The sequence below is a fragment of the Cryobacterium sp. PH31-O1 genome (assembly GCF_030063455.1).
Classification (GTDB): Bacteria; Actinomycetota; Actinomycetes; order Actinomycetales; family Microbacteriaceae; genus Cryobacterium.
Map to the genome: position 1 here is coordinate 265,726 of NZ_JASITB010000003.1, position 14,341 is coordinate 280,066.

Annotated in this window: 16 protein-coding genes; all 16 read left to right on the forward strand. The window is 61.9% G+C overall.

Annotation, left to right across the window (positions count from 1 at the left end; translation table 11 throughout):
- Positions 1-1,333: 1,333 nt before the first annotated feature.
- Positions 1,334-2,485, forward strand: coding sequence for a metallophosphoesterase family protein (locus QMK31_RS08475; protein ID WP_283500510.1), 1,152 nt, complete (start codon positions 1,334-1,336; stop codon positions 2,483-2,485).
- Positions 2,486-2,725: 240 nt separating this feature from the next.
- Positions 2,726-2,860: a hypothetical protein gene (locus QMK31_RS08480; RefSeq protein ID WP_283500511.1), complete on the forward strand. Its 135-nt coding sequence runs from the start codon at positions 2,726-2,728 to the stop codon at positions 2,858-2,860.
- Positions 2,861-2,922: 62 nt separating this feature from the next.
- Positions 2,923-3,105 (forward strand): hypothetical protein, encoded by a 183-nt coding sequence (locus QMK31_RS08485; protein WP_283500512.1) that lies wholly within the window; start codon positions 2,923-2,925, stop codon positions 3,103-3,105.
- A 497-nt stretch (positions 3,106-3,602) separates the two neighbouring features.
- Complete coding sequence (locus QMK31_RS08490; protein WP_283500513.1) at positions 3,603-4,082, forward strand: phage terminase small subunit; 480 nt, start codon at positions 3,603-3,605, stop codon at positions 4,080-4,082.
- A gap of 14 nt (positions 4,083-4,096) precedes the next feature.
- A complete protein-coding gene (locus QMK31_RS08495) occupies positions 4,097-5,803 on the forward strand; it encodes a terminase large subunit domain-containing protein (RefSeq protein WP_283500514.1) in 1,707 nt (568 codons plus the stop codon).
- 24 nt (positions 5,804-5,827) lie between these two features.
- Positions 5,828-7,381: a phage portal protein gene (locus QMK31_RS08500; RefSeq protein WP_283500515.1), complete on the forward strand. Its 1,554-nt coding sequence runs from the start codon at positions 5,828-5,830 to the stop codon at positions 7,379-7,381.
- 12 nt (positions 7,382-7,393) lie between these two features.
- Positions 7,394-8,278, forward strand: a complete 885-nt coding sequence (locus QMK31_RS08505) for a hypothetical protein (RefSeq protein ID WP_283500516.1) — start codon at positions 7,394-7,396, stop codon at positions 8,276-8,278.
- Between the two features lie 110 nt (positions 8,279-8,388).
- Positions 8,389-8,994, forward strand: a complete 606-nt coding sequence (locus QMK31_RS08510; protein ID WP_283500517.1) for a hypothetical protein — start codon at positions 8,389-8,391, stop codon at positions 8,992-8,994.
- Between the two features lie 51 nt (positions 8,995-9,045).
- Positions 9,046-9,873 carry a phage major capsid protein gene (locus QMK31_RS08515; protein WP_283500518.1) on the forward strand — a complete coding sequence of 276 codons (828 nt, stop codon included), beginning with the start codon at positions 9,046-9,048 and terminating at the stop codon, positions 9,871-9,873.
- Positions 9,874-9,953: 80 nt separating this feature from the next.
- Positions 9,954-10,313, forward strand: coding sequence for a hypothetical protein (locus QMK31_RS08520; protein ID WP_283500519.1), 360 nt, complete (start codon positions 9,954-9,956; stop codon positions 10,311-10,313).
- Positions 10,310-10,654, forward strand: coding sequence for a hypothetical protein (locus QMK31_RS08525; RefSeq protein ID WP_283500520.1), 345 nt, complete (start codon positions 10,310-10,312; stop codon positions 10,652-10,654). Before QMK31_RS08520 ends, QMK31_RS08525 begins: the two co-directional genes overlap by 4 nt.
- Positions 10,655-10,794: 140 nt before the next feature.
- Positions 10,795-10,950 (forward strand): hypothetical protein, encoded by a 156-nt coding sequence (locus tag QMK31_RS08530; RefSeq protein WP_283500521.1) that lies wholly within the window; start codon positions 10,795-10,797, stop codon positions 10,948-10,950.
- On the forward strand, positions 10,950-11,372 hold the full coding sequence (locus QMK31_RS08535; protein ID WP_283500522.1) for a hypothetical protein: 423 nt from the start codon (positions 10,950-10,952) through the stop codon (positions 11,370-11,372). The genes QMK31_RS08530 and QMK31_RS08535 overlap by 1 nt, the downstream gene beginning before the upstream one ends.
- Before the next feature lie 13 nt (positions 11,373-11,385).
- Positions 11,386-11,943: a phage tail tube protein gene (locus QMK31_RS08540; RefSeq protein WP_283500523.1), complete on the forward strand. Its 558-nt coding sequence runs from the start codon at positions 11,386-11,388 to the stop codon at positions 11,941-11,943.
- Between the two features lie 104 nt (positions 11,944-12,047).
- A complete protein-coding gene (locus QMK31_RS08545) occupies positions 12,048-12,329 on the forward strand; it encodes a hypothetical protein (RefSeq protein WP_283500524.1) in 282 nt (93 codons plus the stop codon).
- A 441-nt stretch (positions 12,330-12,770) separates the two neighbouring features.
- Entirely contained in the window at positions 12,771-14,333 is a 1,563-nt protein-coding gene (locus tag QMK31_RS08550) for a phage tail tape measure protein (protein WP_283500525.1), read from the forward strand.
- Positions 14,334-14,341 lie beyond the last annotated feature (8 nt).

The window sequence follows — 14,341 nt, forward strand, 5'->3', positions numbered from 1 at the left end:
GGTCGATTCACCTCTCCGGCTCCTCTCCGGTCACCCAACGGGATATCCGGTCCTGCGGTCGTACGGTCGATTCACCTCTCCGGCTCCTCTCCGGTCACCCAACGGGATATCCGGTCCTGCGGTCGTACGGTCGATTCACCTCTCCGGCTCCTCTCCGGTCACCCAACGGGATATCCGGTCCTGCGGTCGTACAGGAGTATCTATGCGCGTGAAAATGATGAGCTGCTCGATTTGGGCATTTTTGTACATTCAAGGGTACGAATCCGTGTTTCAGGGCTTCGTCGATACAGGCCTGCAGCGACCATCAAAACCCCTGGCTAACGGCTAAATATTCGCCAAATAGGCAGATAGGCAAAAGACACCCGTTTTTTGGGAGAGCATGCTCAAGAAAAAAAAATAAAAACTTTTTTCTCCCCACAAACCTAAAGTTCAAAATAATCTGCCTATTTGCCTATTTCTTCTTCTTGAAAGTGTAAAAAGAGAGTAAAAACCCCGTAAAGACGGGGAAGTTGAGGTCATTTTAGAGTTTTTGAGGTCGGCAGAATCTGCCTATTTTCTGCCTATTTTTTGCCTATTTGGGGTGCGGATTTGCCTATTTCTGCCTATCGGGCCAGCTCGGACCGCCAAATTTGGACCACGACACGCCCGGGATGACATGAGCGGGCTCAGAAACGTGCCCGCTCGGGGCCCTGATTTGCCTATTTGCCTATGCGGAATAGGCAAAATAGGCAGATTTGCCTATCTGGTCCCCGGCGGTATTACGACGCCAGAATGGTCCATTTCTGGCGCATCGGTGAGAATCTTTCACCCGACGTTGTTAAAGGTCGCCACTCCGCCGATAACTAGTTAGACGACGAATCCCACCCGCCAGCCCACAGACTGGCGGGTTTTTGCATCCCCGCGCCGGCACAGCAACCCGCACACCCACTAACTCCGGGCTTGGCTGGCGACTGCGCGCGGGGATGCTCCTCTCGTCACCCACAGCCGCCCGGGCGAAGCCGGACAGCATCCGAATGCCCCTGCGCCAGGGGGCGACCGGCGCTCGTATAGCGCCGTACAGAGAGGCACAAAATTTTCGAATCACTCACCACCCATCGCACCTCAAGCGTCATCTGCAAGGTCGCTAGAATCCTCGCCAACCTCGACACCGTATCGGCAGCCAACCTGACCGCCGCGCTCGCTCGTCCCCTCGACCTCGTCGCAAACTCAGAAATCGAGCGCGCAATCGCGGTCGAACTCGGAAAGCGCGCAGTCGGCTACTCGGCAATATCGAAGCACCGCTCCGGGTTGTGCCACTGCCCACTCCCGTCTGCCGAGGCTACGGAGGTGGCAAATGTTTGAGGCCCTGAACGCAACCTCAGCTACCCGCGATATCCCCGCCGGATGGCGCCCCGCGTCTAACTGGGACGGGTCGGAGGGTGAGATTACTTCTGCCCCACGGACCGCAGCCCTCACTGACTTCTCAGAGATACTCCTCGAACACGGCCACGACCCCGACCTCGTCGAAGTCGTCGGCAACGTTCGCACCTCACGCTGGCAATCATTCTCCGGCGAGTGGCTAACGGCCTACCGCTTCACGGTTCGAGCCCGCCAAAGTGCCGAAGCCAGCCACGACCTACCAGCCCTCCTCGCTGCCGCACGGCGCAAGCCTCGCGCGCAGCTGGCCGCACCTGCCACCGAACGCGCTACTGTCGTCGTCCTAGCCGACCTGCAAATCGGCAAGACCGGCAGCCGCGGCGGAACACCGGAACTCATCGAGCGGCTCGCCGTTCGCCGCGCGCAGGTTGACGCGACGCTCAAGAAACGTAAGCCGTCGCAGACCGTCCTGGTCGATGCCGGTGACCTTTTCGAGGGCTTCGAGAGCGGCGCCGGACCGGCCGCGACAGCGTTTAGTAACGACCTCTCGCTGACCCAGCAAATGGATTTGGCGGGGACAACGATTTACGACTTCGCCGACACCCTAGCCCGGCACGCGCCAGCTCAGGTCATGGCGGTGCCCAGCAATCACACCGCGTGGCGGGCAGGCAAGCAAACGCTCGGCAAGCCAGCAGACGACCTTGGCCTTTACGTGCATCGTCAGGCGCAGCGCCTGGCCGCTGCCGCCGGGCTCCGCGCGCAGTGGAACCTGCCAGCCGACTGGGACGAATCACTCGTCCTCGACGTTCTCGGAACCGGCCTAGGTGTCACCCACGGCCACCAGTACGGCCCGGGTGGCGCGGCCGCATTCTGGGCGAAGCAAACACACGGCGGGCAGGTCCTCGCCCACGCTGACCTTATGGTCACCGGCCACTATCACCACCTCAGAATCGAGCCGACGGGCCGCAACCCGTACTCCGGACGGTCGAAATGGTGGCTGCAGGCACCGACACTCGATGCCGGCAGCGACTGGTTCCGTCACCGCTCCGGCGACGACTCAGACCCAGGCATGCTGGTTTTTGACATCACGCCAGACGGCCTCGACCTCGGGTCGCTGACCATCCTCTAGCAGCACCCCGCACGCCGCCCTCACCCGGCGGCGTGCCCTCACACTTGCCAGACCGCAGCGCTGCGGCCGGGCAGCAAGACCGCCGCCCGCACGGGTCGAACTCCGATGTCTGGTTCCCCTCCTAGCCAACGCGCATCGTGCAGTTCCCCGGCGGGCGGCGCTTCAACTTTTCACTCCCCTATATAGAGGTGCAAAATCACAGACCCCGACGCATGGAAATATTCGCCAACTCTCGTCGCCATGGCGCGTCTCAACGCCGCATGGCGACGATTTGCCGTCACGTTCGCCGCGGCCTGGCGCACGTCCTGGCCGGCTTTCGCGGCGGCGTGGGGGTTCGTGGTCCTGGCCGCGGCGCTGGTAGTGCCGGACCTTTGAGCGGCCCATTCTTCACCGAGGAACAACCAACTACCTGATTCACCAAGCAATAGGAGAACCACATGCTCGCATCCGAACTCATCGTCCTGCTCGCCCGCGCCGTCGCCAACGAGGGCGACCTCGACGTCCAGGTCGGGCTACGGACACTCGACGATGCGTCAACCGACGGCAAGTTCTACGTAGGCGCTACGTACGACCCCGCTACTGGCGGCAAATACCTCGCCTTCATGCCGGACCTTGACTAACAACTGGGCCAGCTCCACCCGGCGCGCCCGGCTCCCAGGCAACTGGGCGGCGCTGCGAACGGCGGCATTCGCTCGCGCTGGCGGGCGCTGCCAAGCGTCCATGCTGGATTCCACCCGGTGTGAGCAACAAGCCACCGACTGTGACCATGTGACCCCCGGGGGTGACCACCGGCCGGCAAATTTGCAGGCACTCTGCGCATGGCACCACCGGGTCAAGACGCAGGCTGAGGCTCGCGCCGCTCGCGCCGCCCTCCCCCCTGTCACCTCGCGGCACCCTGGTGAACCTCACCCGAGCGGCCTGAAACTGTACTGAAATATTCTCATTTGAAACCACATTTAGAGCCCATGCTTGACCCTTTTTAGGGTCACCTGGCGCCTTTTTTATTTTAGAGGGGGCCTCTACCCCCTCCCCCGGTCGCTCCTCCCCGGAGAGGTGCCGCCTTTCGCTGTCTGTACGAATCCCAAAACTTTTTAGCCCCCGCGAAAGGCGGTCCATTATGGCCGTCCCAGGCCGCGAACCGACCGCCAATCCGGTCCACCGCAACACCCCCCAGGTCGGCTGGACCGACGTGCCGGACAAGCCGTTCTCCGGCAAGCGACCGACCCTGCCGAAGACCCGCACCGTCGTCATCGACGCCGAACCGGTAGCGCTGCCCATGTCCCCGCTCACCGTTGAGTGGTGGAACGTCGTTTCAACGATGCCGCATTGCGCGCTGTGGACTGCCTCCGACTGGCTCCTGGCGCAATCAACGGCGTTTCTGTTCGACGTGTTCGCCGCCGGAACCCACACCGTCGCCGCGGAACTCCGCCGCCGCGAGCAAGAACTAGGCACCACCGCGGAGGCGCGCCGCAAGCTTCGCATCCGCTACGTTCCGGTCGAAAAACCCGCACCAAAACCTCGCGCATCCCGCGCTAAAGCGAAGCTCGCCCCGGTCGCCAACCTCGACTCCCGCCGCCAGGCAAGTCACCGCACCTAACCCGTAAGGACAAAATGCCGCGCATCCAAGTTCGCATGCCCGGCCACGACTCTGAACGCTCCCTAGGCCACCTTGCCGTCGCCTGGATTGAACACCTCTGCCGTCATGGGTTCGGCACTATCCGCGGTCAGCGCATCGTGCTAGACCAAGACTTTTACGACTTCATTGTCGACGCCTACTGCCTGGAACCGGCCGGCCGCCGCATGTATGATACCTGCGTCCTGTCCCGCCCCAAAGGCACCGCAAAATCTGAGCTCGCAGGGTTCATCGTACTTTTTGACGCCATGGGTCCCTCACGTTTTGCCGGCTGGGCAAAAGGCGGCGAGACGTTCGACCAGCACGGGTTCCATTACGTCTACCGGCCCGGCGAGCCCATGGGGCGCCTGCTGCAAGACCCGTTCGTCCGGCTCCTCGCCACCGAGGAAGGCCAAACCGGGAATACGTTCCGCAACGTCCGGTCGAACCTCGAAGATGCCGAAGCGCCGCTATCCGGCGTTCACGGTGTCGATTCGGGAATCACCCGCGCGCTCCTGCCGAACGGCGGGGAAGTCCGGCCGTCAACGTCCGGTGCAGCCTCGAAAGACGGTGGCCTGGAGACCATGGCGGTCGCCGATGAAACTCACCTGTATATCACCGCGGAAACCCGCGAAATGTTCTCGACCGTTGACCAAAATTTACCGAAGCGTAAAGCCGACGAACCCTGGATGCTGGCGACGACAACCATGTATGGCGATGGTGAAAAGAGTGTCGCCGAAAATCAGCACAAGCTAGCGTTGGCAATCCTAGCCGGCCGGGTGAAGAACCCCCGAATACTATTTGACCACCTCGAAGGTCCCGCCCTCGCTAATTTGGGTGACGAAGTTGCTCTCCTTGCCGCTCTGCGGGAAGCGTACGCCGACCGTGAGTGGATTGACTACGAACGGTATGTCGGCCGTGCAAACGACCCGACCAAGGACCCGCAGAAGTTCCGCAGGTTGAATTTGAACCAACAATCGGCCGCGGCTACCGCCTTCGTCACCGCCAACCAGATAGGCGCTATCCAGCTCGTTGACGGCCAGCCTGTCCCCCCGCTAGCTAAGGGCGACGTCATCACTATCGGCTTTGACTTCGCGCCGGGAAACCTCGTCGAACGCACGAAGAAGAAACTCCTCCGCATCCCCGACGCCACCGCAATGGTCGCCTGCCGACTCTCAGATATGACCCTTCACCCCCTGGGCATTTGGGAAGCTACCGAACGCGCCGCCCAAGAGGGCTGGAACCCGCCGATGGTCGCTATCGAAGCGGTGCTGCACGAAAGTTTCAAGAAATACACGGTCGTCGGAATGTTCGCCGACCCCTCCCACATCGAGGGTTACCTCGATAAGTGGACCGCTAGATATCACGGCCAATTGAAGGTCATCGCTAGCACAGGGCGCCCAATGTACAGATATATGAGCGGCAAATCTGCCGCTCGAAGCGGCAAGGACGTGGAAGCTCTCTACGAAGCTATCGCCACCGAAACGGTCCACCTTGCCGAATCTGCCGACATGGTCCGCCACTTTCTGGCCGCTCGCCGGTCCACGAACCAGTGGGGAATGGCCCTATTCAAGCGAACCGCCGATAGCGTCGAAAAAATTGACGCCGCCGTAGCCTCCGTGCTCGCCTATGCCTGCGCGGTCACGGCCAAAAACAAGGGCTTAGGCGAACGACGCCGCACCGGCATACCCCGTCGCCTCTACTAATCCAACCAGAAGGAACCACACCACATGGCCGACGCCACTTTCACCCGCGACGCCGCAGCCTGGTTCCCCATCCTGGCTGCCCGCTTCGACGCCGCCGCGCCGCATATTGCGACGCTGCGAAGCTACATGTTCGAAGACCCGAACATCAGTCCGCCGCTTCCCGAAATGGGCAAAAATACCAAAGCTGCGTGGAGCGCTTTCCAGAAGAAAGCCTGCCCGGCTCTAGCTCCACTCATCGTCTCTAGCGCCGGCGACCGCATCCGCTATCAGGGTGTTGTTGTCGGCCCGGAACGCGAAGAGACAGAGAAGAAAGTCCAGCGAATCATCCGCGACTCGTACTTCGAGGTAACGCTCGGTGAGGCTGTCCACGCGGCACTGACCGACGGCGAAAGCTACCTGCTTACCGCTCGAGGTGACGACGGGAAAGCTGTCATCACGGCCGAAGACCGCAGGTTCTGCATCGTTGCCGCCGACCCAATCCGTCCCAGCGCCGCGCCGCGCGCCGCGCTCAAAGTCTGGCGTGACGCGGACCAGCAAGCTGATTTCGCCTGGGTGTGGGATGGAACGGTTCGTGCCATGTTCTCCCGGCCCATGGCGGATGAGAAGACCGTTCTGACGGCAATTTCCGGCGGCTCCTGGAAGCTTGTGGGAACCGTCGAAGTGGGCGCCGTTCCGTTCGTTGTCATCCGCCCGGCCGCCAACGGTCAGGGTAGCTTCGAGCCGCACTTATCGACTATCGACCGGGTCTACCACGGGCTCCTCAACCGCCTCGTATCTGCCGCCATGCAAGCGTTTCAGCAACGGTATCTGAAAGGAAATTTGCCGACAGCTGACGATGACGGCAACGAGATTGACTATTCCGCTATCTTCGAAAACTCCCCCGGCGCCCTCTGGGATTTGCCCGAGGGTGTAGACCTCGCACAGCTCGCCCAGACAGATATCCGCCCGATGCTCGACGCGTCGAAAGACGACCTCCGCGACCTCTCCGCGGTAGCGCGCACCCCGCTGGCTGCGCTCAACCCCGGCGACGGCGCAAACCAGAGCGCGGAAGGCGCACAAGCGGCAAAAGATAGCCTCATCTTTCGAGTGTCTGCCTACCTTGACCGCATCCGTCCGGCCGTCGAACTCGCGCTAGTCCGCGCCCTCCGAATCGAAGACCCGACGGCGTTAGCTGACGGTGAGAGCATCACGATTTTGTTCTCCCCGCCGCAGCGAATCAGTGAGTACGAGAAATTCCAAGCACTGGTTCTCGCCAAATCAGCCGACGTTCCGTTCGTCTCCCGGATGCTCACAGTGGGCGGGTACTCCGCCGCAGAGGTCGAACGCATGGAAGCTGAGCGCCTCGACGAACAGATGACTCTCGCAGCCATCACAGCGCCGAACGCATCCGACCCCGGCTCCGTGGCTATCGACCCGGCCGACATGAAGTCCATGACCGAAAGCATGGGTGCGCTAATCCGTGCCGGCGCGACACCGGAATCCGCAGCGCAAATCGTAGGCCTGACCGGCCTCGAATTCTTGCCGGGAATGTCCCCGGTGACGTTGAAATCAAGCCTGCCTGACACCCCAACCCCGTAAGGAAGGTATCCAGTGGCCGCCAAAGACGACGCTCTACGGCGGCTCCTGGAAGCACACCAGGCGACCTACAAACTCACAGAGCGGTCCACGCTCGCCCGGGCTGAATCAATCTGGCGCTCGTCTCCGGGTTACCGCGACGCTGATATCGCCCGGCTCGTCGCGAAGCTGATTCCGGTGCTGCAGGGCTCGCAGCTGCGCGTCGCCCAAGCCGAAGCGCAGCTTGTCGGCAAGTATTTGACCGTTGAATCCGGCGTGAAAGTAGCCGCCGATAAGGCCCCTAAATCGGCTATCACCGGCACTATTTACGCGTGGGATGAATACCTGCGCCAGCCCGCCCTCGCCGTCTACCAGGACCTCTCCCGCGGTGTTCCATTTAGTACCGCGGTGGACCGCGGCGCCAAAGTGCTCGGCGGGCTCGTCCAGCGCGCAATGGGCGAAGCGCGCTCAGCCCAAGCGGGGTATTCGTATGCCGGCGCGGGGGTCGAATCGTATAACCGGGTTCTCTCCGCGACCGCGTGCAGTTTCTGCCGGAGAGTCATCGGCGCCGGCACCCGGCCGTACGAAACTTCCGGCGGGTTGCGCCCGCTCCACACCCACTGCGACTGTGGGTACCGCCCCGCGCCTGGCTCTACTGTGAAGCCTCCGGGGCCCGCAGATTTAGCCCGGGAACGCAACCGCGCTAAAGCCGCAGACCTCAAACGCCGCAAGACGGAACCTGCCGTCAAGAAAGAGTTCCAGGAAGCATCCTTAGCTAAAGCTGAGGACTTCGCGGCGTCCACCAAAGCCCGCTGGCCGAACATCGACAGCCTGCCGCTTGCAGAGCGCAGAGTCGCGCGGAAGCAAATCGGCATCGCCGACCAGCGCGTACTCTACGCCCGCCGCGCCCTCTCGACCTAGGCCGCGCCACCCACCCTCACACTTCCCGACGGCATCAGCCGACCGGGTTCACCGGCACGCCCGCACGGGTGCGCCAAGCCCCACATTCCCGGAAAGGGAGTCAGCACAAAATGACCGTTACTAACCCCGACGCCGCCACGCCCGCAACCTCCGCTGCAGCCACGGCTGCCGCCCTCGAAGCCGCCACGGCCGAAGAGAACACTGGAAGCGAAACTGACGACAAGAACGCCGCGCCCGCCGCGCTCACCGTGGAGGAACTCACCGCGAAACTGGAAGCCGCAATTGGGCATTCCCGCACGTGGGAGTCTCGCGCAAAAGCCAACAGCACCGCCGCCGAAAAGCTTGCCGCTATCGAACTGGAAAAACTCAGCGACACCGAGAAGCTGCAAAAGCAACTCGCCGATTTGACAGCGGAGCGCGACCTTGCCAACGGTTCCGCACTGCGGTCCACCGTCGCTGCCGCAAAAGGCGTCCCCGCGGCGCTACTCTCCGGTTCCACCGAGGACGAGCTCAACGCTTCGGCCGACGCGCTCCTCGCGTTTCGCGGCGCGGTGACACCACCGGCTAATGACGCTGCGGCTTCCGGCGCGAAAGGCACGCCAATCGGTTCTGCCGGGGCGCAACTTACAGCTGCACAGCTGACCGGAATGTCGGCGGCGGAAATCGTCAAAGCCAAGGCCGACGGTCGCCTGTCGGGAATCCTCGACAAAAAGTAAAACCAAAACACACTCTCCCTATTCCAGCAACACCCAACGAAAGAGCACAAAATGTCAGTCGCAAACTTCATCCCCGAAATCACCCGCGCCGAAGTCCAGGTCGCCTACGACCGTGAAAAGGTTGTCATCGCGACCTTCACGGCAATCCCCGACGGGGAAATCAAGACCGGAAACGCGGTGAAAATCTTCAACGCTGGCCTTCCCACGGTCCAGGATTACGCCGCTCAGGGCCGCAGCTTCACCAGCGAAGAAATCGAAGCCACCGAAGTCACGGTGCTCATCGACCAGGAGAAGGCGACCAGCCAGAAGGTCGACGACATCGACCGGCGCCAGGCCGCAGGGTCGCTGACGCAATTCACCGACCAGCAAGGCGTTGCCCTCGCCCGTGACGCTGAGCGCTTCGCGATTGCGACGCTCCTGGCCGGTGGAACGCAGGGCTCGAGCGCCACGCTCGACACCGCAGCCAAAATCAAGACCGCGCTGCGTAAACTCGCCGCTGACTTCGACGCCGCCGAGGTTCCCGAAATGGGCCGTATCGCGTTGCTCAACCCGACGGCAAAGGCACTCCTCGTCGAAGCCCTCGGTGACTCGACTGGAATCCAGAGCAACGGAACCGAGCTGCGAACCAACCAGGTATCGGTGTTCGCCGGGTTCGACGTGATTTGGAGCCCGCATTTCGCTGAGAAATCCGCCGCGGTCGTTGTGGCATACCACACGGGTGCGGCTGCGTTCGCAGCGCAGATTGCCGAGACCCAGGGCTCACGCCCAAGCGGTTCGTTCAGCGACGTTATCAGCTCGCTGAACGTCTACGGCTCGAAGGTGACCCGCCCGGCGGCGGTCATCATCGCCGGTATCGTCGCCGCACCGGTCGCACCGTAACCACCGGCCGTAGGGGCCGGACTTAATAGCCCGGCCCCTACGGCCCCCGCACTACCACTCAAACTTTAGGAGCCGCCACCGTGCAGCCACTGATTCTTTCGGTCGAAGACGCCGCCGGCTTCGGCCGTACCGTCACCCCCGTCGCCCTCCGCATCGCCTCCGCCCGCGTACGAGAGTACGTTGGCGAGCAACGCCTCGCCGCAGCCGGCAACGCCCAAACTGACGGGTTCTTTGAGCTTGTCTCAGGAATTGCCGCGCGGCTCGACAGCCAAAACGAAAGTCTGGCCGGCGGCGTCCAGCAAGAAAGCGGCGGCGCCGAAAGCGTCACGTTCGGCTGGGACTCCTTCCAAGGCGTGACCGACCTGCTGAGTGCTGAGAAGAAACGCCTCGACCGCTCATTCCCACAGCGCCCGACGCTCATCGTCCAGGCCGCATCATGAGTCGCAGTTTTTATCGAGACGAAATCGTCCGGGTCCGGGCGAACGAAACGACCAGCGCCCACGGCGGCACCGAACTCTCCTGGGCCGCTGCCACCCGCAGCACCCTCACCGGGGTGCGGGTTCAAGCGCTGTCCAGCGACGAACGCGACGGCCGCACCACCGCGACCCACCGGCTCCTGGGCCCCCTCAACCTGCCCTTGACCGCAAAGGACCGCGTCGAATACCTCGACCCCCGCGGGCTCACCCGCACCTACCAGGTAGTCGGGGAACCGCTCTGGTATCGCGGTCCAACCGGCGCCGTCGGGCACACAGAGACAGAACTGAAAGCGGTAGACGTGTAATGGCGCAGAAAATCAGGCTCAAATTCAACCACCGTGCGTTCCCTGCCCTTCGGCAAGAACCAGCCGTTGCGGCCGATTTGCTAAAACGCGGGCAAGCTATCGCTGACCAGGCTAACCGCACGGCAAAAACGCCCAGCGGTATGGCTAAAGCTGAGTTCTTTGTCGATGGTGGGGTCACCCGGAAGAAAGACAAACGCCGCGCCCGCGTTGGTGTTTACACCGGAAACCTCGCCGCTATGTCTGCTGAGGCACGGCACCGCACCCTCACCCGGGCGCTTGACGCTGGGGCCAGCTAATGGGCACCGTAGCCGTCATATTCGACGACATCGAAGCCGTCATCGTCGCCTACCTGACTGACGCGCTGAAACGTTACGGCCGTCCAGTTCCGGTGCGAACAAGCATCCCGTCTGGCGGCAACGCTCCCGAAGCGTGGGTCAAAGTCCTAGTGACCGGCGGTGTTCGCCGTCACGAAACCATCGACACGGCCACCGTGATTCTCGAAGCGTGGGCTGCCACCGAAACAGACGCGCAGGACCTCTCCGCGCTCGTGCGGGCGGTGTTCCCCGGAATCGCTGACCGTACCGGGCGCCCCGCCGTCTACGGAACGACAGAACTCTCCAGACCTCAAAACCTCCCCGACCCGACGTCAGGGAAGGCCCGATACACAGCCACATCATCCATCCGGTACCGCGGATACGCGCTGCCAAAACCAGCCTGAAAGGCACAGCACCATGACTAACACACCAGGAAATGTTCTCGCAGGCAAGCTCGCATCCGGCGGAATCCACGTCGCCGACCTCGGTATTGAGGCTCCCGTGGACGCGTCCACCCCGCTCCCCATCGGCTGGGTGAGTCTCGGCTATACAAGCGATAACGGAATTGTTATCGCCCCCGAGGTGGAGTCCGGAGAGTGGCTCGACCACAACGGAAACGTCATCCGTAAGTACGTGAAATCGTTCAAAGAAATTCTCACCGTGACGCTGAGCGAAACCTCACTGCCATCACTCAGCGCCATCTATGGCGCTGACAACGTCACTCAGACCAGCAACCTCATTCACGTTCGCCACAATTCGTCGCTACCGCCAATGCGCGCCTGGGACCTCGACTTTCTCGACGGGGCCGACGCCCAGCGGTATTACATCGAGCGCGGTCAAGTCATCACAAAACCTGAGCTGACTTTCGATAGCGAGAACCCCGTCGCGTACGAAATCGAAATTGAAACCTTCATCGGTTCCGACGGAAACTTCGCACACCGTTGGGTTGAATTCGGGGGCGGCATCGCCGTTTAGCAACACCTCCACCTGGCCGCGGGTTGCCGTGCACCGCGGCCAGGTTCACCGCACCGCACGGCACCTAAAGCTCACAGCAAACTCTCAGAAAGAAGTCACGGCACATGACATTTACCGTACCCGCCAGCAAAGCGTCCATCCGACAGAATCGGTTCGAGTTCAGCATCGAAGGTTCAGCCAAGAAGTATTCACTCCCCAAAATGAAATTCATGCCGGTAGGAGTCATCGCCAAACTTCAAGCCGTCGAGGCACCAAACCTCCTCGACGTCCTCAACTTTCTCGGCACCGGCCCGGCCGCCACCGCTGCTGGCACCCTCGACGGGGAACAGCTGGATGTGCTGTTCACGGCCTGGCAGTCTGAGTCCGGCGTGACGCTGGAAAAATAGTCGCGCTCTACGCCCTGATTATCGGTGAGCACGCCGACGCGCTCGAGCTCGACTTATTCCGGGCCGGATACCGGCTCGACGACCTGGGGACACCAGCCCTGACCTGGCGCGACCTGTCACTGTGGGTGTCCTTTGCTGACCCCACATCTTCGCTCTACCGCGCCGTAAACGGTCATTCGTGGGACGAAACACGGGTAATCCTCGCCGACCTATCCGACCAGATAGCCGGGCTCGCGTACTACGCCGCGGCCACGGCTGGCGTCCGTCGACCCAAGGCTCCCAAGCCGCGCCCACGACCCAAAGCAATGACCCCAAACGCCGACCAGCCCGAAACGCTCGGGACGGCGCACAAGCTGGACGACGTCCGAGAATGGCTGGAAAAAAGAAATGGCAACACCACTTACGGGCGTTGAACTAGCCAAGGCTTACGTCACTCTAATCGTGAATTCTGACGACGTCGCACCAACTACCCGCAAGGCTATGGGTGGGGCTGAGGTCGAAGCCGACGCCGCCGGCAAACGGTCCGGCGACAAGTTCGGAAAGGCCTTCAACACGGCTGCGCTCGTCACCATGGGCGCAGTCGTGGCAAAGAAAGCAATCAGTGTAATCGGTGCGTCCATCGGCAATGCCTCAGACTTACAAGAAGCCGGAACAGCCGTCGAGACTATCTTCGGCACCTCATACGGAAGCATCCAAAAGTGGTCAGAGGGGGCAGACAGAGCACTTGGTCAGTCCACCGTCCAAGCCCTGAACGCTGCAAAAACGTTCGGCGTTTTTGGTCAGGCTGCGGGTCTGAGCACCAAGGGTAACGCAGAGTTCTCCAGGGGCCTTACGGGGCTAGCCACCGACATGGCCTCGTTTCATAACACCAGCCCAGAACAAGCTATCGAAGCTATCGGCGCCGCGCTGCGCGGGGAAATGGAACCTATCCGTAGCTATGGCGTTCTCCTCGACGACGCCACGCTCAAAGCGGAAGCTATGGCAATGGGCATCTACTCTGGAACCGCCCCACTGAACGCGCAGCAAAAAGTCCTCGCCGCGCAGAGTGCCATCTTCAAATCTACGACGGTAGCCCAGGGTGACTTCGCCAAGACCAGTGAGGGCGCAGCCAACCAAGCCCGAATCCTTGCCGCGCAGACAACCAATCTGTCTGCATCGTTTGGCCAAGCGCTAATCCCCACGCTGCAAACATTGGCGTCAGTGGTAATCCCCATCCTAAGTTGGATAAATAAGACCCCTGGCGCTGTACAGGCTCTGTCTATCGTCATCGGAGTTGTCCTCGTCGCAGCGTTCACAGCCTGGGCGTCGACCATCTGGGCTACCAACGCCGCTCTGCTCGCAAACCCGATTACCTGGGTGGTCCTAGCGGTCGTCGCACTCATCGCCGGCATCGTCCTGCTCGCTACCAAAACACAATTCTTCCAACAGCTCTGGTCGAACATGTGCCTCGTCGCAACCCAAGTGTGGATTTCATTCTCCGGCTGGATAGCCGCAGCTTGGGATACCGCCATGGCGGCCATAGGAACGGGAATCACCAACGCCGGCGGGTGGATTACCAGCACGGTCGGCGCGTGGTGGGATAGCTTTGCCGGGTTCTTCGGCTTCGCCGGCGGCGGCTGGGACGGGTTCGTCCAGACGTTCAAAACCGGAATCAACATCATGATTACCGGTGTGAACCTGCTGCTGGACGGCCTCAGCAAAATCACCGGCGGCGCTCTCGGGAACATTGAAATCCCCAAGCTACCCGGCGGGTTCGATATCCCCGGCCTCGCCACCGGTGGAACGGTAACCCGCAGTGGCTCAACCCTCGTAGGTGAACGCGGCCCGGAGATTCTACGGCTACCCCGCGCATCACAGGTTATTCCGCTCGACCACCCGGCTGCTAACACTGACAGCGGCAAAGGTCGCACAGTGAACCTGAGCATCGTCAACCCTGTCTCTGAGCCGACCTCTAAGACCGTATCGTCCGCGCACAACCTCGTAGGCGCGGCGCTCGGCGTATAACCCCACCC